Origin of the sequence: Caballeronia grimmiae (genome assembly GCF_000698555.1) — a bacterium.
In the GTDB taxonomy this organism is placed as follows: domain Bacteria; phylum Pseudomonadota; class Gammaproteobacteria; order Burkholderiales; family Burkholderiaceae; genus Caballeronia; species Caballeronia grimmiae.
Map to the genome: position 1 here is coordinate 172,158 of NZ_JFHE01000007.1, position 23,194 is coordinate 195,351.

Genomic DNA, 23,194 nt, shown 5'->3' on the forward strand with positions numbered 1-23,194 from the left:
TGGAGGCATTCATGAATGCCGTCGCCGAGGCTTTGCCCCGAACTTTTCGATCTCCCGATACGCGCCACATGGCGAACGCGCTTCGCATGCTCGCCGTCGATGCGGTACAGCAGGCGAACTCGGGCCATCCCGGCATGCCGATGGGCATGGCCGAGATTGCCGTCGCGTTGTGGAGCCGCCACCTGAAACATAATCCCGCTGATCCGGACTGGCCCGATCGCGACCGCTTCGTGCTGTCGAATGGTCACGGCTCGATGCTGCTTTACGCGTTGCTGCATCTCACCGGCTATGACTTGCCGATCGAAGAACTCCAGCGCTTCCGGCAGATGGGAAGCAAGACGCCCGGGCATCCCGAAGTTGGCGTAACCCCCGGCGTCGAGACAACGACCGGTCCGCTAGGGCAAGGCTTCGCGAATGCGGTCGGCATGGCGCTCGCGGAGACGCTGCTCGCGCGCGAGTTCAATCGGCCGGGGCATGAGATCGTCGATCATCGGACGTATGTGTTCGTAGGCGATGGATGTTTGATGGAAGGCGTGACGCACGAGGCCGCGTCGCTTGCCGGAACGTTGCGGCTCGATAAGCTCACCGTACTCTACGATGACAATGGAATCTCCATCGACGGTCACGTGCAAGGCTGGTTCAGCGACGACACGCCGCAACGCTTCGCGGCCTATGGCTGGCACGTGATCGCCCCAGTCGACGGCCACGATGTCGAAGCGGTCTCGGCGGCGCTCGACGAGGCGCGGTCATCCGATCGTCCCACGTTGATTCGCTGCAAGACGACGATCGGTCACGGCGCACCGTCGATGGCCGGCACACATGACGTGCACGGCGCTCCGCTCGGCATCAACGAAGTCGAAGCGACGCGTCTCGCGCTCGACTGGCCGCATCCGCCCTTCGAGATACCCGCATCGATCCGCGAACGATGGAATGCGCGCAACGAAGGCGCGGCTGTGCAGCAGGACTGGAAGCGTCGCCTGGATGCGTATCGTCGCGTGTATCCGGAGCAGGCCGCTGAATTCGAACGGCGCACGCGTGGTGCATTGCCGGCGAACTGGCGCGATGCCGCGCATGCGCTCGTGCGTGACGCCGACCGCGCGCGTCAGACCATCGCGACGCGCAAGGCATCGCAAAACGCCATCGAAGGACTCTCGCGTGCATTGCCTGAATTGCTCGGCGGATCGGCGGATTTGACGGGCTCGAATCTCACGCGATGGAAGGATGCGATCGACGTTACCGCATCGCCGGAACGGGGCAACTATGTCCGCTTCGGCGTGCGCGAGTTCGGCATGAGCGCGATGATGAACGGCGTTGCGCTGCATCGCGGCTATCTGCCGTTCGGCGGCACGTTCCTCACGTTCTCCGATTACGCGCGCAACGCGCTGCGCATGGCCGCGTTGATGAAGACGCGCACGGTGTTCGTTTTCACGCACGATTCGATCGGCCTCGGCGAAGACGGCCCGACGCATCAGCCGATCGAGCATGCCGCGACGTTGCGGCTGATTCCCGGCCTCGACGTGTGGCGTCCATGCGATACCGTCGAGACCGCGCAGGCATGGGTCAGCGCGGTGGAGCGCGACCGGCCTTCGTGCTTGTTGCTGTCACGTCAGAACCTGCCTTTCGTGCCGCGCGATGAAGCGCAGATCGATGGGATCGAACGCGGCGGCTATGTGCTCGCGGATTGGCCCGGCGCATGGGAGCGCGATGCGCGGCGCGTGGTGCTGATCGCGACGGGATCGGAAGTGGCGCTGGCGCTTGCGGCCATCGAACCGCTGAAGCGCGAGGGCATTCTCGCTCGCGTCGTGTCGATGCCGTCCACGACGGTGTTCGACCGGCAGTGTCACGCATGGTGCGAGCGCGTGTTGCCGGAAGGGGTGCCGCGCGTCGCGGTCGAAGCGGGCGTGACGGCGTACTGGCGGCAATACGTCGGATTGCATGGCGGCGTGGTGGGCATCGACCGTTTCGGCGAATCCGCGCCGGCGGGGGAACTATATGCGCATTTCGGCGTTACGACGGCGGCTGTCATCGAGCAGGCGCGCCGTGTCGCGGCGTGAACCGGGAGAACGACGATGGCTTTCATCGCAATGAGGCAACTGCTTGATCACGCGGCGGAGCATGGCTATGGCGTGCCCGCGTTCAACGTCAACAACATGGAGCAGGTCCACGCGATCATGCAGGCCGCGGAAGCAACGAAGAGTCCGGTGATCCTGCAGGCATCGGCGGGCGCGCGCAAGTACGCGGGGGAGCCGTATCTGCGGCATCTCGTGCTTGCTGCGGTCGAGGCGCATCCGGGTATACCTGTCGTGCTGCATCAGGATCACGGCGCGAGCCCGGCGGTGTGTCAGCAGGCGATCCGCTCGGGCTTCACGTCGGTGATGATGGACGGCTCGCTCATGCCCGATCAGAAGACGCCCGCCGACTATGATTACAACGTGGCCGTCAGCCGCCGCGTGGTGGATGCAGCGCATTCGGTGGGCGTCTCGGTGGAGGGCGAACTCGGCTGTCTGGGATCGCTCGAGACGGGTCGTGCGGGCGAGGAAGACGGCGTGGGTGCGGAAGGCGCGCTTGGCCGTGAGCGCTTGTTGACCGATCCCGATGAAGCGCGCGATTTCGTCGATGCAACCGGCATCGATGCGCTTGCCATTGCGATCGGCACGTCGCATGGCGCATACAAGTTCAGCCGCGAGCCGACGGGCGATATCCTCGCGATCGATCGCATCGCTGAGATACATGCGCGCATTCCGGATACGCATCTGGTGATGCACGGGTCGTCATCGGTGCCGCAAGAGTGGCTCGACGTGATACGCGAGTACGGTGGTGAGATTCCATCGACATACGGCGTGCCGGTGGAGGAGATTCGGCGCGGCATCGCGAATGGCGTGCGGAAAGTGAACATCGATACGGACATTCGCCTCGCGATGACCGGTGCGATGCGGCGCGCGATGGCATCGAGCAAATCGGAGTTCGATCCGCGGCATGCGTTGAAAGCGGCGACGGCGGCGGCGCGCGATCTTTGCATCGAACGTTTTCGGGCGTTCGGGTGTGAAGGGCAGGCGGAAAGGATCAAGCCTTTGGGGATGGAGGCGATGGCGAGGCGGTATCAGTGATCAGGCTCGGGCCGATGAAATGTACATGGATACTCCGTATAACTAACAATAGCTTCCATGCTAACCGACTCCGCCACGCACGCCAATCTTCCGAACGGCCAATTGGGAGCTATCTCATGCCGACCGAATCTCCGACTGCGGAACTCGGCGCAATCGCGCCCGCGTTCACGCTTCCCGCCACCGATGGCCGCACCTACAACCTCGACACGCTGCGCGGTCCGAAGGGCCTCGTGCTCGTCTACATGTGCAACCATTGCCCCTACGTGAAGGCGGCGCTTCCCCATTTGATCCGCGACGCGATCGACTTGAAAGAACTAGGCGTCGGCCTGGCGAGCATCAATTCGAACGATGCAAGCATCTACACCGACGACGCCTTCGACCGCATGATCGCCGTGTCAAAAGAATGGCGGATGCCGTTCCCCTATCTCCACGATGAAACTCAGGAAGTGGCGCGCGCTTACGGCGCAGTCTGCACGCCGGAATGCTTCGGCTTCGACGCGGAACTGCGCTTGCGTTATCGAGGGCGCATCGATGCATCGCGCAAGGAACCGTTGCCCGCCGCGCGAAGGGACCTTTACGAAGCGATGCGCGCCATTGTCGAGGGCCGCGAACCGGACGAGCAATACCCGGCTCTCGGCTGCTCGATCAAGTGGAAGGCTTAGCGCTTCTTCATCGTCGGTCCGGGCGCATGCCATGCGCTCAGATCCTCTTCTGGCCGATCTACCTGACATCCCCAGTCCAGCGGTTGATCCTGATCGAAGCGCTTGCCCAGTTGCCACGCGATTTCCGCACGCGCAAGCTGCACGCCCATATAGAACGCGTGGCCGCCATCCGTTTCAAGCTGCAACTGCGGATAGAGCGCGAACGGATCGACATCCAGGCGATGCCCGTCCCGGTTGTACACGTGAATGCCTTCCTCCGACACCTGCACGCGAAAGTTTGGATCGCGAACGGACGAAGCCAGCGCATCGATTTCTTGTGCGCTATACGGAAACGGCCGTTTAGCATGCAGCGCCGATAAATCGCCGGTCATGCCCTTTGGCAGCGTCTGCGTTTCGCGTGCGGCATGCATCACGCGGCGCGCGACATCGGCTTCGCGAACCGCGCGGCTTGCATGCAGGCTGACCGATGTCGTCAGCACGGCCGCCACCCGCAACTCAGCGGCCATCCCCATGAGCACGGCGTTGATGCCGCTCGTGTCCGCTTCCGTCAGTTCCGTGACGTTGCCGATGCCCATCATGATCGCGATATCGGCATGACGCTCGCGCAGACTCACATAGCGCGCGATGGACGTGGCGAGCCCGAACGGGATCGGGTCGAGAATGGGATCGGCGAGAAAGGGGCGGTTGCGCTTTTGCATGGCGTCGATCGCTGCATCGAGCGAGGCCATACCGTGCGGCTCGCGCGGCACGAGGATCGGCGTCGACGCGGTTTCGTCGGCGATCCATAAGGTATCGATGTTCAGGCTCATCAGATAATCCGCGCCCGCCCGCGCGCCGCGCAACAGCTCGTCGGTGAGCATGGAATCGACGCTGACGCGATAACCCTGTTCCTTGAGCATCGCCACCGCGTCTTCGAAATGCGGAAACGGCGTCTCGGGCAGACAGCCGATATCGATGACATTCGCGCCCTGGCTCACGTACTCGCGCGCACGCGCGGCGATGCCATCGAGGTCGAGACGCGGCGCGTCCACGATCTCCGCGAAAATCTCCGTCTCGTAGCGCGATAAATCCACGTGCCGCGCCTCGCGTCCGAAGAACTGCGGCAGGTCCTTCACTTCTTCGGGCCCGCGCTCGACCTTCACGCCATAGTGCGCGCTGAGCGCATCGAGGTCGCCGCGGCATCGGCCCGGCACGATCATGCGATTTGTGCCTTCGGTGAGCGGCAGCGCGACGCGCCGGCGGATCATGTCGGCGGTCATCAGCCCCGCCACCTGCAAGCCAAGTTCGCGCACTTCCCATGTGAACGGCGATGCTGCATCGACAGGCGCAATGCCTTCGAGCACGCGATACAAGCTCTGCTCGGCAAGACGGCCGGTCAGGAAGACGATGTGTTCCATGCGAGCGTGAGTTGCGTGAGCCGCCGGTCGAGAGCGGCGCGCAGGTCATCGAGCGTATAGGCGACGGTCGTGTGTTCGATGCCCGCAAGCCGCTTGACGTTCTCGAACTCGATCGCACGCGGCCTCACTTCGACCCATTCGTGCGGCGTCTGCGTGATGACGCTCGGCGCGGTATCGCATGCGAACACGATGCCCGGCACGCATTGCTTGCCCGCTTGCGCGAAGAGATTCGTGGGCAGCGTATCGGAGATGCCGAGCGCACACTTCGCGACCGTGTTGCTCGTCGCGGGCGCGATCACGACCGTGTGATAGTCGCCGTTATAAAGCATGCCGACGGGCACGCTGCTCGCGCTGTTGTCGCGAAACACCTTGAAGTGCTCGCGCAGCCTCTTCATGGGCCAGCCGTAGAGCGGCAGCACTTCTTCGCCCGCCGATGAAAGAAACAGGTCGCAACGCGGCAGACGCAAGGCCAGATCGATCGACTCTTCGATCATGTGACCCGACCCTGTCACGCACCATGCGAAGTGTGCGTCGGGCTTGAACTCGTCGAGCCGGCGGGCAGGCGTCGGCTGCGTCATGCGTCGTGCGGCGAGGACGAATCATGCGACAGCCGGATATGCAGCCGATGCATCTTGCGATAAAGCGTATTACGGCTGATGCCGAGCACCTTCGCGACATTGCTCACGTTCCAGCGATGCTCGTCGAGCAGCAGCAACACCGTCTCGCGCTCTTTCACCTGAATGGCGTTGAGCGCGCTCATCTGCGCATCGTCGGTGAGATGCGCAGGCGCCGCCGATGGCGCCGTACTCGTTGCACGCGCCCATGCCCCGCTCAGTATCTCCGGCGGCAGATGCGCGCAGCGGATCTCATTGCCATCGCAGAGTGCGATCGCCATCTGCAGCACATGCCGCAATTGCCGGATATTGCCGGGCCACGGATAGTTGAGCAACGCCTGGCGCGCTTCGGCGCTCAAGGCCGGCGGATCGTCGGATTCGGTTTCGAGAATATGGCCGATGAGCGCGAGCGCATCGGCGCGTTCACGCAATGGCGGCAGATTGATCTCGATACCGTTGAGCCGATAGTACAAGTCCTCGCGGAAAATGCCGTTCTGCACGAGTTCGATGAGATTTCGGTGGCTCGCGCTGATCAGTTGGAAATCGACCTTGACGGTGGTCTCCGCGCCGAGCGGCGTGACCTCGTGTTCTTCGAGCACGCGCAACAGACGCGCTTGCAACGCGAGCGGCATATCGCCGATTTCATCGAGAAAAAGCGTGCCGCCGTTGGCCTGCACGATCTTGCCGCGCCGGCCTTCACGCTGCGCGCCGGTGAATGCGCCCGCGCGATAGCCGAACAGTTCGCTCTCGATGAGATTCTCCGGCAACGATGCACAGTTCACCGCGACGAATGCGCCGCTTCCATTCGGGCTGATGCTGTGCAGCGCATTCGCGAACACTTCCTTGCCCGTGCCCGTTTGCCCGCGCAGGATGATCGGGATCTTGCGTTGAATGACGCGTGCGGCAAGCTGGATCTGCGAGGCCATGCGCGGGTCGCCGAACTCCAGATGCGAGAGCTTGTCGAGCCGGCCCGTGCCGGTCGCGTCGCGCGTTTCCTTGCGCGCGGGCTTGGCGCGCGTGTCGTTCATCAGAATGCGCGTTCCGTTGCTTGCGGCTTCGCGCGGCGTTTGGGCGGTAAGAAAGAAACGGCTGTTCGCTTTTGCGCTATAGACGGTGACCGGATGGAACGAGCCGCGAATGCTGCGCGCGATCATGTCTTCGAGCGTCGCGTTGAACGCTTCTTCGATGCGCTTGCCGCATAGCTCGCCCGGCGAACGCAAATCGAGCTGGAAAAGCGCGCTGCGGCTCGCGGCCAGCACGATGCCCTCGTCGCTGACGGCGAGCTTGCCCGCGTGCAGCGTGCCGACGAACTCCGGCCGGCTATGGAAGTGAATCATGTTCGCGTGGCGGTAGCGCGCATCGATCAGACGATTTTCGATCATCTGCCGCGACATGCCGACGAGCACGAGCGAATGCTGCTGCAAGAGCTTCGAGCGGCTCGTGACATCCAGCACTCCGACCACCGCGCCGCGTTCATCGAAGATCGGCGCGGCGGAACAGGTGAGCGACGTATAGCGCGGATAGAAATGTTCGTGCTGGCAAACCGCAATGCAATCGCGCTCGATCAGACATGTGCCCATGCCGTTCGTCCCGGCCTCGCGTTCGCTCCATAGCGCGCCGACGCGCAGGCCATCAGCGGCGACGGCTTCGCCGAACGGCACCGACGACACCTGATGCACGATCACGCCGTCGGCGTCGACGAGCACGACTGCCAGCTCGGGGTCCGCGAGTTGTTGATAGAGCGTAGTCATCTCCAGCTTCGAACACGCGATGAGATCGCTCGCGGCTTCGCGGCGCTCGGTCAGTTCGCGCTGCGTGAGCACGGGCGGCATGACGAAGCGGCCCGGATCGAGATGGAATTCGGTGAGGCAACGCATCCACGATTGCGCGACGGAATCGCTCGCGCGCCGTGAAGCCAGCGGGTTATTGACGATATTCAGCACTTCCCGGACATGCGTATCTACGTCAGCAAGCGACGACATGAGGGCGTGTCTCCGTGGCGCCGCGTTCCGCCGCGCGTTCGCCGCGCGGCCTTCGGACGCCGTATCCGTTGTGATTTCCGCTGGCGCTGCGGCTCGATATCCATTGCCGTCGTGCTGTCTGCCGCACGCGTGCGCGCCTCGTAGCCGGGCGGATGCCGTTGTTCGGACTCCCGGTTCTCAAAAACTGTACATCCTATGACGCCGGTGTTCAATTGGTAGTCGCATAAAGAAGCTTGTTTGCGCCCGCTTTTTGCTTGCAGCTTACGGATTCCTGCGGCGTTGAAGCGCCGCACACTCACGCGAGGCACTAACGCATGGGCCGATTCGATCCGATCCGCGAAGCCTTCACTGAACAGCACGACGCCGCGATGGATATCGTTTATATCGACGGATTGACGGGCCGGACGGTCATCGGCATCGACAAGAACGAACTGCACGAGGCGCAGCCCGTTCGCATGAGCCTCATGATCGGCGTGCCGTCGATCCGCGCGTGCACTACGGATCACATCGACGACACGATCAATTACGCGGCCGTGCGCGACGCCATTCATGCGCTGCTCGCTTCGCATCGTCTGCAATTGCTCGAGGCGCTGGCCGAGCGCATCGCGCAGATGGTGATCGCGGATTTCGGCGCGCACTGGGTGAAGATCTCGCTCGCGAAGCCCGCCAAATTCGATGACGTCGATGCGGTCGGCGTCGTGATCGAGCGCCGCCGTTCATGGTCCGATACAACGGGCCTCGGCTGGATCGGACGCGGATATGTCCCGCAGTAACTTCAAGCGGCCTAAGCGGCCTATTTTCCGGTGGATGTGCGCTGCACGATGCCGCAGGCCTTGAACGCATCGCGCTGCAACTCGCGGAACTTCTTGGTCTGGGCCTTCGCGCGGTCCACCCGGAATTCCGCTCCGCCTTCGCCGCCTAACGTGGCGTACTTGGAAAACGTGGACTGCTCGACGAAGTCGTCGTAGTTGAGCACCTTCGCGATTCTGTCGATCGCGCACGAGCACTTGTAGACGTTCACGAAGTCGTGCCCGTTGTCGTCCATGCAGCTCAGCACGTATTCGACGCGGCCCTCGGTCGGATAATCATGTCCTTGCGCGTCCGCGCCGAAGGAAAACGACGAGGCGAGCGAGAGCGCGGCGAACATCGCGAGCGTGCGGCAACGTGGGATCATTCGATGAATCTCGCTTTATCGTCGATGATGAGCGGCCGGCGTTGCATCATGCGCGCCGGCCGCGGGACAAGTCGCTTCGATCAGGACGCCGCGAACGGATGCGCGACGGTACCCTTCTTCGCTACGACATCAGCCGCTTTCGGCTCGCCTGCAACGGCTCGCTGAATGGATTCCTTCGTCGCGCGATAGTTGAACTCCTGAATCTTCTTGTCGTCGGACGCTTCCCAGTGGATGAACACGCCGACACAAATGAAGAGGTCGTCGGCTTCGTCTGCCGGAATGGTGCCGTCCTCGACGCTATCGGCCACGGCCAGCGCCACCGCATGCTGCGCGGGGCCGAACATCTGCACGGCCTGCTTTGCGCCCTTGATGGTCACCTTGTTGAAGAGAATCGTGTTCGGCTTCGTGATGAGATTCGGCGCGACCACGGCAAGCAGCGATGTAAAGCCATCCTTGTTGTTCGTGAGCGCGTGACAGAACGCTGTCTCGGCAGCGGAGCCTCGCGGTCCGATGATCAAGTCGATATGTGCGACCTCGTTGCCTTCGCCGACCAGCGACTCTCCTATCAGGACGCGGTTGATCTTGGCCATGCTCTTCCTCCAGTGATGGGTGGTTCTTGGGACGACCGACTTGCTCTTTCGCTAGCGACGGCATGAGAACCGCGCAAGGCTCGTTGAAAAACGGGGCGGCATAACCGCGCACTTCCTAAACATGATCCGTGCCACTTTTGCGGGGGACGTAGCGCGTTTTCTTCGTTTACGCCGTCATCAACGCGACGAAGAGCGCCGCCACGGCAAGGTCCGCGCTCGTGCCGGGATTGATGCCGCGCGCCTTGAGTTCGGCGTCCCATGCGGCGAGTTCGGGATCGTCGGCGGGCGAGCCGGCGGCGAGCCAGCGCGCGTGATGCAGGGCTGCATCGCGCGTGACACTTTGCGCCATCGCCGCGCCTTGCTTGCGCACTATGTGCGAGTCGGGCAAGGCGGCAAGGAAGCTAAGGAATATCCCTAGTATTGCGGTGTTTTTCGTGACGTCCGCGCGCTGCGCCGCATCGAACACATCCGCGAAACCGTTCGCGTACTGTCGCGCAATGCTGTCGCGATCGGCGGCGAGCGACATGGCCGTGCGCAGATCGACGGTCGGCGCTTCGTGCACCGATTGCTCCGGCGCGTCGCCGAGGCCGCCGGGATTCGCAATCGCGATCGCGCGATAGGCGAGGCGGGCATCGTCGATATCGAGCGATGCGAGCACACGCTCTGTTTCCGCGCGCCAATGAACGATGTCGATGTCCGCATCGCCCGGCACGCGTTCGAGCGCAGCGCACAAAGGCGCGGCAAGCAGCACGATGCCCAGATTCGTATTGCAGGCGACCGCATCGAAGGTGCGGCGCACGGCATCGAGAATGCGCGCGCCGACGCTCGCGCCCGGAACGAAAAGCCCGGCTGCGGCCGTGCCTGCGCTGATGATGAATTGCGCCGACGTCATGCCGTGTCCCGCGCTGGCGATGCTCACGTTGCCGGGTTTGGCCGTCTCCACATCGAGGCGGCATGCGCGCAAAAACGCTGCACGTGCGCGTTGTTCTCGCGTTGGGTCAGGCGCGTCCATGGCCGCTCGCGAACGTCATCGCCCGTTGCGATGCAGCGAGCTTGCCGTCGAGAAGATCGTCGACGAGCAGTGTCGCGATATCGAACGATGTCACCGATTGCAACCCGCGCCACGCCGCCACGCCGTTCACTTCGAGCACGAGCGGCCGTTCGTCGGATGCGGCGGAAGCGATCAGGTCGACACCCGCGTAATCCAGCCCGAGCGCCGCGCTTGCGCGCACGGCAACATCCGCGAACGAAGGCGTCAACTCAGCGGCCTCGCACGCCGCGCCGCGTGCGAAGTTATGAATCCAGCCGTCGCCGCCGACGCGCTTCATCGCCGCGACCGCCCGCGTGCCGATCACGAGTACGCGCCAGTCGAAGCCGGGCTCGCCGCCATCGACATAACGCTGAAGATATGCCACTTTGCCGAACGATTCGAGCGATGGCAGCGGTTCGCAGGCGTCGTCGCCGAGCAGTTGCAAGCCCTTGCCTTGCGATCCGAACAGCGGCTTCATCACCAGCTTGCGTCCTGCGGCGCGTTCGCGCATCAGCACGCGCTGGGCAAATGCGGACGATTCGCCGGCCCACGTCGCGGGTGTGGGCACGCCATAGCGGTTCAGCAGAAAGCTCGTCATCGACTTGTCGACGCTGCGTTCGATGGCGCGTGCATCGTTATAGACGGGCACGCCGCTTTCGCGCAGCGCGTGCAGGATGCCGAGCCGCAGCGTGACTTGCTCGAACGTGCCGCCCGCGATGCCTCGCACGAACACCGCATCGGGCAGCGTGTGGCCGAAGCCGGGAATCGCGAGACCATGCGGCTTCCATGTCGTATCGATGCGGCAATCCGCGAGATCGACGCAACGCGCTTCGACGCCGCGCGCGCGGAATGCTTTCCTGAGGCGGCTCGTGTGCCAGCCCGTCTCGTCGGTCATGATCGCAATGCGTGTCATCGCGCCTGCCATTGCGCGTCCAGCAGCGCCTTGTTCAACGTGCCGCCGTGATACGTGACGCCGCTTTCGAGGCTGGAGACCCATGCTTCGGCGGGCGCGAAAAGCGCCGCGTCGATCTGATAGAAGTCGTAGTTGAAGGACTTGAAGATGTCCGCGAACGGTTCGCCATAGCCGCGCGCATTCGACGAAGGCAACTCGGCCGCGAGCTTCTTCGCAACCGCATCGCTTTTCACGGTGAGATGCACGCGGCCACCGTAGAGGATCGCATCGTTGGTGCGGCCCATGGCCTGCACGCCGTCGGGCGCGGGCGGCGGCAAGGGCGCGTTGCCGCTCACATCGACGATCTCGTTCAGATCGACGCCGAGCACATGCGTCTTGTGCAACGCAACTTCGACGACGCGTGCAACGACCTGCACCGTCCCCGCGACAGATTGCGTCGGTGTCACCGCAATGACGAGGTTCGCCGGCGCGAGGCCACAATCGTTGAGCACCTTGTCGATGACGACTTGCGGCGGCAAGCGGTCCACTTCCATGACGAGCGCGCCGCGATCGTGACGGTCGCGATAGCCGAGTTCATCGAAAAGCGGCTCCTTGCATGCGAGCGCGCGTGCGGGACCGGAGCCCAACGAGAAAAACTTCTTGCCGCCCGTTTGCTCCTTGGTCGCCGAAAGGCTCCAGCCCGCGTATTGACTCGCGAGGCAGGCGAGCACCGGATTCGACGCATGCACTTCGATGAAGGCAGGCCAGAGCGGAGCGGCATCGAAAGCGATGCGCTGCGTCACGTGCCCCAAGCCGCCCATGCAGATGCGCGCGATCAACAGGCCCGCTTCGACGCTGCCTGCCGCGTTCACGCCTGCATCGACGATAACGGTGCCTGCCGGCGTGCGAACGATGTCGACGCGAAGGCGTTGCGCATCGTCGATGAGTTGTTTGACGAGCGGCTCGCTGAGTGCATTGACGCTGAGTGCGGAAGTCGAAGTCATGGGCTAGTTCACATTGATGCGTTGCAGAAGACTCGTGCGTTGGCTATCGAGTTCGACGCGTAATGCATCGAGCGTGGATGCAGTCGCGGTGATCGTGCAGACAGGCATGCCCGCTTCGATGCGCGTGCCGGGCGATGGCACGTCATGGCACTCGGCATCCACGAAACACGCATCGCTGAACAGGCTCGATACGGTGAAGCCTTGCGGCGCAAAGACGACACGTTGCCCCGCGATCAGCGGCGGGGCATGTTTCCACGTGCAGGCCGTATGCGGCAAGTCGCCGTCGAGACAGGCCTCGACATGCGCGCCGATCAAACCACGCGGCCACGCATCGGGCCATGCGGTTTCGTAGAGCGCCATCGTCGAAGAAGGGCGCGTGTTGATTTCGAGGACCTGGAAGGTATCGTCATCGAGCAGGAAGTCGATGCTGTTCAGTCCCGTGAGGTCCGTTTTCCATACGATCGTTTCAATTGCCTGAACGACGCGTTCGGCGATATCGCGGGGCAGCATGATCGGCCCGAGCGAACCCGCATGCACGAAAGGCAGGTTGCCCGCCGCCGTCGTGAGTTGCTCCGCGAAGCCGATCACCGTCGCTTCGCGGTGTGCGGCGACGAAGAGCGCCGACATCGAACGGCCTCGCGAAAACCGCTGGAAATAGGCATCGGCGTGAATGCGATCGACGTTTTGCGCCCACTCGATATGCGTGCCGCCGCAGCCATCCGAACGCTTGACGAGCCATCCGCGCGCGTCCTCTGGCGGCGTGAAGCGCACTTCCGGATGCGGCACATGCACTTCATTGAGCAACGCGAAGAAGCGCCGTGGATCGCGTACGGCCAGCGCCTGCGCCCCGTTGCCGATGAAGCGCGGCACGCGCGGCGCGCGGCTCAGTTCCGTCGCGAGCGGTTCGAGGCCGCTCGTCACGATGAGGCCCAGCATGCGCGGCAGGCGTGCGGCGCATTCGAGCGCATCGTAGAGACGCCCGCGATCGATTGACAATCCGTCGCCGCCGATATCGAGCCACATGTCGGCGTGCGCGCGTGTATCGCGATCGCCGAAGATATCGAGCGCGACCACGTTGAGGCCCGCGCGCTCGGCCGATTGTGCGAGCAGACGCGCGGACAGACCCGCCACCGCGACGCGAGGCGCACGCGAGGCCATCATGAGTCTTGTCCCGCGACGATGACGCGCGCTTCGTCGAATGCTTCGGGAAAGCCCAGATAAACGGGTTTTCCCCCGGTTCGCATGCGCAGGAAGAGCCGATGCTCCGCCTGATACTTCACGTTGCCGATCGCGAGCGCGCCGATGCCGATAGCATCCGGACGCGCGGCGCCTGCGAGCGGCTTGCCGTCGTCCATCACGTGAACGCCGGCGATGCCTTCGGGCGGCACGGCGTTGACATCGGCGGCGATCAGCAGATGCTTCGCGTGGGCGAGATCGGTGGCGGTCATCACCTGCACGCCGGCTGCGGCTGTCGCGAAGACGATCTCCGCCCGCGCGAGTTCGCGATGCAGGTGCTCGGGCGTGCCTGTCGCGACGCCCGATGTGGCGATATCGAAGCGGCGGTTGATCTCGTCGCTGACCTGGGTGGCGCGTGACTGACTCGAATGGCTCGCGACGGCGACGTCCGCGCCGAGCGATGCGGCCATCGCGGCCGCCACGCGTCCGACCGCGCCGGTGCCGCCGAGTATCAGCAGACGTTTGCCGTCGAAGCCGACGTTATGCACGGCTTTCAGATGCTTTTCCGCGAGCGCGACGAGCGCGGCGGCTGTCGTGTATGCGCCGCTCGGATCGGCGAAGACGGAGACTTCGAACGGCGGGACCATCGCGTTGCGTGCGCGTTCGAGCATGTCCGCAGCGAGCATGACGTCGCGTCCGCCTATAAAGATGCCGGTGCGCGACACGCCCTTCGGCCCGCGCGAGAAGATCGCGTCTTGTGTGAGCTGCACGACGCTGTCGATATCGACGTTGCAGTACGGCACGAGGATTTGATAACCGGCGTCGGCCGCCATGTTGACATCGAACGGACTCATCTGCGGCGTGCTCGTGAACATGTGCAGGACGTACGGTCTTTCGGTGGCTTCGTGCATGGTGATGGACTCGTATCGATGGGAATGCGTGCGTGTGCTGCCGTCAGGCGGCATCGGCGCCGGGCTGTCGATGATCTGCGGCGCGCCATGTTGCGCCGCGATTGCGCGCGGTCGCGATGGAGAACGTGAGCGACGGGTGGCGCGCGGCTTTCCTCGCGGTTTCGAGCGCGCGCTCGGCGTGTTCGGCGCTCGCGACGAACGCGAAGCCGACTGGCCCCCATGATGTTTGCCCGACGCCGGCCTTCTGCTCCGCCGCGACGGCTTCGAGTGCGCGTGCGACGGCGGGGCTTGCGAACAGGCCGCCTTGCGCGGGCGCGAAGTATTCGCCGATGGTTTGCTGCATGTCGGTGATGGCGCTGGCGAAGGTATCGAAATCGCTTTCCGCGACTGCGGGCAGAAGCTGCATCAGGACGCGATGCGCGAGGTGCGCGGCGAGCGATGCGGGAAAGGGTGCGAGTGCTGCAAGCTCGCGTTTCTCGGCATCGCCGTGCAGTCCTTCGCGCGAGGTGTCGTCGATGAGCAGGATGCGCCATGCATCCGGAAACGGCTGTCGCGCGATGAGGGGAGGTAGCGTGGAGGCGCTGCTGCGTCCGCCGTCGACGATCAGGCCGCCGTGATCGAAGCCGTGAATGCCGATGCCGGAACGCGCGCCGCGATGCGTTATGTGTGCGAGTTCCGCTGTCTCGATGTGGCGCCCTGTGATGCGGGCGAAGGCCGTTCCTACTGCGAGCGCGAGTTGAGTGCCGGAACCGAGGCCGGTATGGGCGCGCGGGGTTTCGTGCACTTCTATATCGATGTGGCGGGGTTCTTTCAGCGCTGCCTGTAGTTGTTCGACGTGCGTCGCGATGCGGTCGCGTTGTGCTGGCGTCGTTGCGCCGTGGATGCGTGTGGCGTGCTGCGTTAGCTTGGCGGTGAGCCGTGTGTCGTGGTTCTCGATCGTCAGGCCGACGCTGCCGAAGGATCGGCCCAGCGAGCCGTTTGGATCGATGAAGCCCAGATGCAGTCGGGCCGAGGCTGAAAGGGTGATCGCACGGGGCGGCGATAGGCGGGTTTTTTCGTATTCCACAGAAGTTGGACTTTTTCTCTGCTTGCGCCGGGTGGGGGGTTTTTGGTTAAGGCAAAAGGTGTACCAAGGACTCTTTGTTGTTGTTCGTTCTTGTCTCGGTTAGCTTGTATTCGTGTCGGTCTATTGGCGCGCCCCTCCCCGGGGCGGGGGTCACTTTCTTTGCATGGGACCAGAGTAAGGCGCTAAAGCGCCAACTCTGGTCGACAGCCAAGAAAGTAACCAAAGAAAGCAGCTTTTTTGGCCCGAAGCACTGACTTGTGTGGTCACTCCGTTGAACATCAGTGGCACTCAGCTTGAAAGAGCCTTGAATCACCTTCCGCGCCCGCTGACTACCAACGTCCTCCGAGCCCCTTGGCTCGTTAACACCGAACGCACATCAAGCACCACGCGCCCCCCAACCGGCGCGAGAAGGCACGGCAAAGCAAAGCGAAGTCGAGGCGAGGAGAAGATGGTGATGCGCTTGCAACCGAACTGAACGTAATCCTGCGGAGTCATTCGACTCATTTGAGAGTGCGCAGTATCGGGGGCGTTTGTGAGCAGTTGGTTTTGTCGAGCCAAGGGGCTCGGAGGACGTGGCGCTCAGCGGGCGCGGAAGGTGATTCAGGGCTGTTTCAATCTGAGTGCCACGGAGGTTCTACGAAGTGACCACACAAGTTAGTGCTTTGTGCGGTTCAGAAAAAAGCTGCTTTCTTTGGTTACTTTCTTTGCATGGGACCAGAGTAAGGCGCTAAAGCGCCAACTCTGGCCGACTGCCAAGAAAGTGACCCCCGCCCCGGGGAGGGGCGAGCTAATAAACCGACACGAAAAACCGAAGAAGAAATAAAAGCCCGCCCGCCCAAGGGCAAAAAGAAATCAATCGTACTTGATATACCGAAACCGCTGATCCCCGGAAGGGGTCCCCTCGAGCGGCCCGCCTTCCCGTGAAGGCTGCCACTGCACGACCTCTTCGATCTTCGAAGCAAGCGCAAAGTCTTTATCGGTAATTCCCTTAGCAGAGTGAGTCTTGAGCTTGACGACAACAAACGCGTAGGAAACCGTCAAATCCGGATGATGCCACGCCGCTTCGGCCAGATGCCCGACGGTATTCACGACCATGAGCGTCCCTTTCCATCCTTCCGTTCTGAACTTGCGCCTAAGCCATCCATCCTCGAGATACCAGTGCGAAAGCGGTCCCGTAAGCCGCTGCTGCACTTCGTCGTCGGTATAAACCTTCTCCGTAGAACTCATGGCGATGCCTCGCTTGGCAATAGAACACACGCGTCCAGTATGCACGCCCGCCGCCCAACGCAGCAACGAAAACCCTGCTGCAACGCGTCAGAAACGAAAAGCCCCACAGCACAGAACAAAAAGCAAAGAAATTCGCGGATTTGACACAGTATGTCTCACACCACCGGCGCGCACGGCCATCAAACAAAGAACCGTTACGCACGATCGCTCTGCACATAAAGAGCGCAACAAACCGGCATGGAATATGCAATTGGCCCCGATACGCAAGCGTCCGGCAAAGAACCGGGCAAAGCGCAACGCGTTACCTGCATCCAGAAGGCGCGCACGATGCAAGCCGGTAGCGTGGTCATCCGTGGGTCGGAAGCATCATCATTCTGGAGGAGACATGAACTTACGCACCCTGGTTCTTGGACTGGCGGTGGTCGCGACGGCAGGCTTGAATTCCTATGTGGCGCAGGCCGATCCGCAACTCGACAGCCTCATCAAGAACCCCTCGAACTGGGCGGCGCAAGCGGGCGATTACTCAAATCACCGCTATAGCACGCTCAAGCAGATCAACGAAAGCAACGTCGGCAAACTACAGGTCGCCTGGACCATGTCGACCGGCGTGCTACGCGGTCACGAAGGCTCGCCGCTCGTCATCGGCGAAACGATGTACATCCACTCGCCGTTCCCGAACAAGGTCATCGCCATCAATCTGAAAGACCAGACCTTCATCTGGCAGTACCAGCCGAAACAGGATCAGCAAGTCATCTCGGTGATGTGTTGCGACACCGTCAATCGCGGTCTCGCTTATGGCGACGGCAAGATCTTCCTCCAGCAGGCCGACACCAAACTCGTCGCACTCGATGCCAAGACCGGCGACGTCGTATGGTCCGCTCAGAACGGCGACGCCAAGAAGGGCGAAACCAATACGAACGCACCACACGTATTCGGCGACAAGGTCCTGACAGGCATCTCCGGCGGCGAGTTCGGCGTGCGCGGGCGGCTCATCGCCTACAACATCAAGGACGGCAAGGAAGTCTGGAAGGCCTATAGCACCGGTCCCGACGATGAAATGCTGCTCGACCCGCAGCAAACCATGACCTGGACCGACGGAAAGATGACGCCGATCGGAGCGGACTCATCGCTCAAGAGCTGGCAAGGCGATCAGTGGAAATACGGCGGCGGCACCACATGGGGCTGGTACGCATGGGATCCGAAACTCAACCTTGTCTACTACGGAACCGGCAATCCGGGCACCTGGAATCCGACTCAGCGCCCCGGCGACAACAAGTGGTCCATGTCGATCTTCGCGCGTGATCTGAATACGGGCAAGGCGAAGTGGGTCTATCAGATGACGCCGCACGACGAATGGGACTATGACGGCGTCAACGAGATGATCCTGTCGGACCTGAACATCGGCGGCAAGAAAGTGCCCGCTATCGTTCACTTCGACCGCAATGGGTTCGGCTACACGTTGAATCGTGAAACGGGCGAACTGCTCGTCGCACAGAAGTACGACCCCGCTGTGAACTGGGCCGATAGCGTCGACCTGAAGAGCGGCCTGCCGATTCGCAATGCAACCTATTCGACGCAGAAGGCAGGTCCCGATGTCAACGTGAAAGGCATCTGTCCCGCAGCCCTTGGATCGAAGGATCAGCAGCCCGCCGCATTCGATCCGAACACGAGTCTCTTCCTCGTGCCGACCAATCACGTCTGCATGGATTACGAGCCGTTCCAGGTGGACTACGTGTCGGGTCAGCCGTTCGTCGGCGCAACGCTGTCGATGTATCCGGGCCCGAACGAGAAGGGTTCGATGGGCAACTTCATCGCGTGGGATGCAGCCAAGGGCAAGATCACGTGGTCCAAGCCGGAGCGGTTCTCGGTGTGGTCCGGTGCGCTCGCAACGGCAGGCGGCATCGTGTTCTACGGCACGCTCGAAGGGTACATCAAGGCGGTTCGCATCAAGGACGGCAAGGAGCTCTGGAAGTTCAAGACGCCGTCGGGGATCATCGGCAACGTGTTCACGTATCAGTATCAGGGCAAGCAATATGTCGGCGTCTATTCGGGCATTGGCGGCTGGGCCGGCATCGGCATGGCGGCGGGTCTCGAGAAGTCGACTGAAGGCCTGGGCGCGGTCGGTGGCTATAAGGAACTGGCCAAGTACACGGCGCTCGGCGGCACGCTGTTCGTGTTCGCCATTCCCGGCGGTTGATGCAGCGTCCTTAACGTAGTGGTATCGCGCGGCGGCAAGACGCGCCGCCGCGCACAAAAATCATATTCATGGAGACAGACGCATGAAAGGCCGATCACTCTTGCTGCTTTCGATGGCGCTCGCTGCGTCGTCCGTTTCGTTTGCCCAGACCGATTCGGGGAAGATGAAACAGGTGGCGTACAAGGTCGTCGACGGCAACAAGGTCGACAACGATACGCTGCAGGGCTGGCGTACATGGCGCGCACTCGCGTGCGAACGCTGTCACGGCGCAAAGCAGGAAGGCATGGTCGGCCCGTCGCTGGTCGATGCATTGAAGACGCTCGACAAGAATGAGTTTCATCGCACCGTATTCGGCGGGCGCGTGGATAAGGGTATGCCCGACTTCAGCGCAAGCCAGATGATGCAAAAGAATTGGGAGAATCTTTACGCGTATCTGAAGGGACGTTCAGACGGCAAGATCAATCCGGGCGACTTGCAGGCGATAGATGCGAAGTAAGCACGTCGACGTTCGATGACCGCGTTCACTCCCGGAGGCTTCATGCATCACCGTCCTGCCAGCGGCGCATTGTTCCGATCGTTGCGGTTCCTGACCGCATGCTTCACGGCGCTTGCCGCGCATGCGGCATATGCACAGGGCGCAGGCGGCCCGCCGCCGGATCTGCCGAACAACGACGGCGCAGACGGCGTATTGCGCGTATGCGCCGATCCGAACAACATGCCGCTCTCCAACGACAAGGGCGAAGGCTACGAGAACAAGATCGCGAGCCAGATGGCGAGTGACTTCGGCTATAAGCTCGAATACACGTACTATCCGCAGCGCATGGGCTTCGTGCGCAATACGCTGCGCCAGAAAGTGCCCGATACCGAACGCTTCAAGTGCGATCTGATCATAGGCGTGCCCAAGGGCTATGAGCTGACGTCGACAACGCGGCCCTATCTGCATTCCACCTATGCAATGGTGCTTCCGAACCGGCCCGAGTACGCGAGCATCAAGACGCCGGCGGACCTCGTCAACTTGCCGCCCGATCAGCTCAAGAAGATGAAGCTCGGAATCTTCGTCAAGAGTCCCGCAGTGGATTGGCTGCTGCGAAATAATCTCATCGATCAGGCTGTGTCGTATCAAGGGCAAAGCGGCGACCCGGAAGCTTTTCCCGGCGAGCTGATCGAACGCGATCTCACACGCGGCAATGTCGATGCGGCTTTCGTGTGGGGTCCCATCGCGGGCTATTTCGTGAATCGCTCGGATAACAAGGTGCGGCTCGTGGCCTTTCCGCCGCAGCCGGGCATCCGCTTCGATTTCGAAATCTCGATGGGCGTGCGCTATGGCGAGAAGGCGTGGCGCGACAAGGTGGATGGCTGGATCGCTTCCAATCAGCCGAAGATCGATCAGATTCTCACGAGCTATCAGGTCCCCTTGCTGCCGCTACAGCCGATGCAACCGGCGCAAGTGCAATGAACGCCCCACATGCAAGGCTTCGCGCGCTGGTCGCGGCGTGCGCGCTCGCTGTCGTCGCGGCGACGAACGCATTCGCCGCGGATGCGCCGCCCGCGTCCGCGCCTAGTCCGGACATCGCGCCGGCCGAGCGCATGCTCTTCATGCAGCCGCACATGACCGGCATCGAACCGATGACGGAACTGGATTACGCGGTCGACTATTCGGGCCCGCCGGCGAAAGTCAGCGATACGGTGCGCGTAATCGTGATGAGCCCCGGCAATGCGAAGAACGATGCACGGCTGACGGATCGCACGGGCAACGTCGACGTTCCGGGCGGCTTGCCATGCAATCCCGTCATCATCTATTTTCTGGAACACGACATCACCGAGATGCAGCAGTTGACGGGCGGACAGAAGCGCTATTTTCAGCAGCGCGTACGCCTGGCGCTCGCCGCAAGCCCCGCGATCACGCCGGTTTCAGCGGAGGCGCTCGGTCTCAAGAACAGCAAGAACGTCAATGCGCGGCAGATCGTAATTCAGCCTTACCTCAACGATCCAAACGCGGACCGCTTCGCGCAATGTGTCGGCAAACGCTATACGTTCGTCATTTCCGATGACGTGCCGGGCCGCGTCCTCCTCATTCGGACCGAAGTTCCGGGCGCGGGCAACGATTTCGCGCATCCGATGCAGAAGGAGACCATTGCTTTCCAGGGTGCGCTCAAGAATATCTCGCCGCCGCCCCCAGGTGCGCCCGTGAAGACGGGAAACGCGCCGCGTGCGAGCCGGTAAGCGGTTCGATGCCGCATCCCGCGCATGAACTTCATCCGTTCCCTCACGCTGCGTCAGCTTCAGATCTTCGTGATTACCGCGCGGTGCCCGAGTTTTGCGCGTGCCGCTGAAGAACTGCATCTCACGCAGCCGGCGGTATCGATGCAGATCAAGCAACTCGAAGACGCAGTGGGTTTGCCGCTATTCGAACGCGTCGCGCGCCGGCTTGCACTGACGGAAGCGGGCGAGCGATTGCAACATCATGCGAGCCGCATTCTCGGTGAAATCAAGGACGCCGAAGACGCGATGATGTCGCTCAGACAAGCCGATAGCGGATCGATTGCGGTCAGCATCGTGAGTTCGGCCACTTACTTCGCGCCGAAGCTGCTTGCGCTTTATTCGCGGCAATACCCGAAGGTCGATGTGCGTTTCTCGGTCGGCAATCGCGAGACCTTGCTCAGGCTGCTGCAGGACAATGCGACGGATCTCGCCATCATGGGCCGGCCGCCGCCCGAGCTTGGAACGACGGCCGAGCCGCTTGCATGGCATCCGCATGTCATCGTTGCGCCGCTGTCGCATCCTTTGCGGCATGCGCGGGGCTTCGACTTGCAGGAGCTCGCCGGCGATACCTTCTTGTTGCGCGAGCCGGGGTCCGGCACGCGCGCCGTATCGGAACATGTGTTCAAGCAGAATCTCTTCGTGCCTTCACGCAGCGTGACGCTCGGAAGCAACGAAACCATCAAACAGGCCGTGATGGCAGGCATGGGCGTGAGCCTGATTTCGCTGCATACGCTCGCACTCGAATTGCGTACCGGTGAGATCGCCGTGCTGGATGTGAACGGCACGCCGGTCGAGAGAACGTGGCAGCTCGTGCATTCGCGCACCAAGCAATTGTCGCCGACGTGTCTCGCGTTTCGACGCTTTCTTCTCGAACACGCCGAGCCGTTTCTCGAGCGGGAGTACGCGGAGTTCGGCCTCTTGCGTTCTAAGCGTCTTGCCGATGCGGAAAGCATTCGATGACCGTGTCGTCGATGCTGCGCGCGCTGGTATTTCTCGCGCTATGCGGTTCGATGAAAGCGCATGCCGCATCGGCGTTCGCGGTGCAGCAGATCGCGCCGGGCAACTATGTGCATCGCGGACACGACGATGTCGCGACGCCCGCTAACGGCGGCGATATTGCTAACGTGGGATTCATCGTCGGTGCGCGCTGCGTCGCGGTGATCGACACGGGCGGCACGCTCGCCGAAGGCCGGCAGCTTCGCGCGGCGATTCGCGCGGTCACGCCCTTGCCTGTCTGCTATGTCATCAATACGCACATGCACCCAGATCATATCTTCGGCAATGGGGCGTTCAAGGACGAGCACGCGCAGTTCGTCGGCAGCGTAAAGCTCCCGCAAGCCGAGGCGGCGCGCGGCGACAATTATCTTCGCGCGCTGAATCGCGAACTCGGAGCGGCGGCAGATGGAAGCGAGATCGTTCCGCCGACGCTGACGGTGGATGGAAGCGCCTCCCTCGATCTCGGCGGCCGCACGTTGACGCTGCATACATGGAAAACAGCGCATACGAACAACGACATCACGGTATACGATGAGAAGAGCGGAACGCTATGGCTAGGCGATCTTCTTTTCGTCGGATGCATACCGGTGGTAGATGGCAGTGTGGTTGGCTGGCTCGACGACATAGCGCGCATTAAGCAGATGAATCCGCGTCATGTGGTGCCGGGGCACGGCCCGCTCGATGCCCCCTGGCCTCAGTCCATCGAAGCGGAAGAGCAGTACCTCGCGGAACTGGCGCGCGATGTGCGAGCGGCCATCAAGCGAGGCGATACCATTCAGCAAGCCGTGAACACGGTAGGCGTCGATCAGCGGGACAAGTGGCTCCTGTACGACGTCTATCATCGCCGCAACGTGACAGCAGCTTATGCGGAGCTGGAATGGGAGAAGTAGCGGCAGAGGAGGACATC

Annotated in this window: 22 protein-coding genes; 10 read left to right on the top strand and 12 right to left on the bottom strand. The window is 62.4% G+C overall.

Annotated features, from left to right (window positions below; all coding sequences use genetic code 11):
* Nucleotides 1-11: 11 nt before the first annotated feature.
* The 3 genes from tkt (at nt 12) to BG57_RS11090 (ending at nt 3,769) form a co-directional block, all read left to right on the top strand.
* Complete coding sequence (gene tkt / locus BG57_RS11080; RefSeq protein WP_035963077.1) at nt 12-2,054, top strand: transketolase; 2,043 nt, start codon at nt 12-14, stop codon at nt 2,052-2,054.
* Nucleotides 2,055-2,069: 15 nt separating this feature from the next.
* On the top strand, nt 2,070-3,107 hold the full coding sequence (gene fba, locus BG57_RS11085) for a class II fructose-bisphosphate aldolase (RefSeq protein WP_035962973.1): 1,038 nt from the start codon (nt 2,070-2,072) through the stop codon (nt 3,105-3,107).
* Nucleotides 3,108-3,223: 116 nt separating this feature from the next.
* Entirely contained in the window at nt 3,224-3,769 is a 546-nt protein-coding gene (locus tag BG57_RS11090; RefSeq protein ID WP_035962975.1) for a thioredoxin family protein, read from the top strand.
* On the opposite strand, the gene BG57_RS11095 is transcribed toward BG57_RS11090, so the two are convergent.
* Genes BG57_RS11095 through BG57_RS11105 form a run of 3 tightly spaced genes read right to left on the bottom strand, consistent with a single transcriptional unit; the run spans nt 3,766 to nt 7,762 of the window.
* A complete protein-coding gene (locus BG57_RS11095) occupies nt 3,766-5,166 on the bottom strand; it encodes a DUF6513 domain-containing protein (RefSeq protein ID WP_035962976.1) in 1,401 nt (466 codons plus the stop codon). The two genes, BG57_RS11090 and BG57_RS11095, sit on opposite strands and share 4 nt — an antisense overlap.
* A complete protein-coding gene (locus BG57_RS11100; RefSeq protein WP_035962979.1) occupies nt 5,145-5,744 on the bottom strand; it encodes a flavoprotein in 600 nt (199 codons plus the stop codon). The genes BG57_RS11095 and BG57_RS11100 overlap by 22 nt, the downstream gene beginning before the upstream one ends.
* Nucleotides 5,741-7,762 (bottom strand): sigma-54-dependent Fis family transcriptional regulator, encoded by a 2,022-nt coding sequence (locus BG57_RS11105; protein ID WP_035962981.1) that lies wholly within the window; start codon nt 7,760-7,762, stop codon nt 5,741-5,743. Before BG57_RS11105 ends, BG57_RS11100 begins: the two co-directional genes overlap by 4 nt.
* Before the next feature lie 314 nt (nt 7,763-8,076).
* On the opposite strand from BG57_RS11105, the gene BG57_RS11110 reads away from it, so the two are divergent.
* A complete protein-coding gene (locus BG57_RS11110; protein WP_035962983.1) occupies nt 8,077-8,535 on the top strand; it encodes a dihydroneopterin aldolase in 459 nt (152 codons plus the stop codon).
* 20 nt (nt 8,536-8,555) lie between these two features.
* On the opposite strand, the gene BG57_RS11115 is transcribed toward BG57_RS11110, so the two are convergent.
* From BG57_RS11115 to BG57_RS11155, 9 genes are all read right to left on the bottom strand, one after another.
* Nucleotides 8,556-8,936 (bottom strand): hypothetical protein, encoded by a 381-nt coding sequence (locus tag BG57_RS11115; protein ID WP_035962984.1) that lies wholly within the window; start codon nt 8,934-8,936, stop codon nt 8,556-8,558.
* Nucleotides 8,937-9,016: 80 nt separating this feature from the next.
* Entirely contained in the window at nt 9,017-9,526 is a 510-nt protein-coding gene (gene fae, locus BG57_RS11120) for a formaldehyde-activating enzyme (RefSeq protein WP_035962986.1), read from the bottom strand.
* Between the two features lie 166 nt (nt 9,527-9,692).
* Complete coding sequence (locus tag BG57_RS11125) at nt 9,693-10,538, bottom strand: triphosphoribosyl-dephospho-CoA synthase (protein WP_035962989.1); 846 nt, start codon at nt 10,536-10,538, stop codon at nt 9,693-9,695.
* Nucleotides 10,525-11,481, bottom strand: a complete 957-nt coding sequence (locus BG57_RS11130; RefSeq protein WP_035962990.1) for an ATP-grasp domain-containing protein — start codon at nt 11,479-11,481, stop codon at nt 10,525-10,527. The genes BG57_RS11125 and BG57_RS11130 overlap by 14 nt, the downstream gene beginning before the upstream one ends.
* Nucleotides 11,466-12,452: a methenyltetrahydromethanopterin cyclohydrolase gene (gene mch, locus BG57_RS11135; RefSeq protein ID WP_035962992.1), complete on the bottom strand. Its 987-nt coding sequence runs from the start codon at nt 12,450-12,452 to the stop codon at nt 11,466-11,468. Before mch ends, BG57_RS11130 begins: the two co-directional genes overlap by 16 nt.
* A 3-nt stretch (nt 12,453-12,455) precedes the next feature.
* Nucleotides 12,456-13,610, bottom strand: coding sequence for an ATP-grasp domain-containing protein (locus BG57_RS11140; protein ID WP_052005729.1), 1,155 nt, complete (start codon nt 13,608-13,610; stop codon nt 12,456-12,458).
* A complete protein-coding gene (locus BG57_RS11145; protein ID WP_035962996.1) occupies nt 13,610-14,539 on the bottom strand; it encodes an NAD(P)-dependent methylenetetrahydromethanopterin dehydrogenase in 930 nt (309 codons plus the stop codon). Before BG57_RS11145 ends, BG57_RS11140 begins: the two co-directional genes overlap by 1 nt.
* 43 nt (nt 14,540-14,582) lie before the next feature.
* The gene (locus BG57_RS11150) at nt 14,583-15,605 is read right to left on the bottom strand and encodes a beta-ribofuranosylaminobenzene 5'-phosphate synthase family protein (RefSeq protein WP_035962997.1); all 1,023 of its coding nucleotides are present in this window, start codon (nt 15,603-15,605) and stop codon (nt 14,583-14,585) included.
* Between the two features lie 852 nt (nt 15,606-16,457).
* Nucleotides 16,458-16,832: a 4a-hydroxytetrahydrobiopterin dehydratase gene (locus BG57_RS11155; protein ID WP_035963000.1), complete on the bottom strand. Its 375-nt coding sequence runs from the start codon at nt 16,830-16,832 to the stop codon at nt 16,458-16,460.
* 385 nt (nt 16,833-17,217) lie between these two features.
* On the opposite strand from BG57_RS11155, the gene BG57_RS11160 reads away from it, so the two are divergent.
* The 6 genes from BG57_RS11160 to BG57_RS11185 all read left to right on the top strand — a co-directional run bounded on the left by BG57_RS11160 (nt 17,218) and on the right by BG57_RS11185 (nt 23,177).
* Nucleotides 17,218-19,029, top strand: a complete 1,812-nt coding sequence (locus tag BG57_RS11160) for a methanol/ethanol family PQQ-dependent dehydrogenase (RefSeq protein ID WP_035963002.1) — start codon at nt 17,218-17,220, stop codon at nt 19,027-19,029.
* Between the two features lie 82 nt (nt 19,030-19,111).
* Nucleotides 19,112-19,525 (top strand): c-type cytochrome, encoded by a 414-nt coding sequence (locus BG57_RS11165; RefSeq protein WP_035963004.1) that lies wholly within the window; start codon nt 19,112-19,114, stop codon nt 19,523-19,525.
* 42 nt (nt 19,526-19,567) lie between these two features.
* Nucleotides 19,568-20,485 carry a quinoprotein dehydrogenase-associated putative ABC transporter substrate-binding protein gene (locus tag BG57_RS11170; RefSeq protein ID WP_035963006.1) on the top strand — a complete coding sequence of 306 codons (918 nt, stop codon included), beginning with the start codon at nt 19,568-19,570 and terminating at the stop codon, nt 20,483-20,485.
* Complete coding sequence (locus tag BG57_RS11175) at nt 20,482-21,252, top strand: hypothetical protein (RefSeq protein ID WP_035963008.1); 771 nt, start codon at nt 20,482-20,484, stop codon at nt 21,250-21,252. The genes BG57_RS11170 and BG57_RS11175 overlap by 4 nt, the downstream gene beginning before the upstream one ends.
* A gap of 24 nt (nt 21,253-21,276) precedes the next feature.
* A complete protein-coding gene (locus BG57_RS11180) occupies nt 21,277-22,251 on the top strand; it encodes a LysR family transcriptional regulator (RefSeq protein ID WP_035963009.1) in 975 nt (324 codons plus the stop codon).
* On the top strand, nt 22,248-23,177 hold the full coding sequence (locus BG57_RS11185; protein WP_035963012.1) for a quinoprotein relay system zinc metallohydrolase 2: 930 nt from the start codon (nt 22,248-22,250) through the stop codon (nt 23,175-23,177). Before BG57_RS11180 ends, BG57_RS11185 begins: the two co-directional genes overlap by 4 nt.
* Nucleotides 23,178-23,194 lie beyond the last annotated feature (17 nt).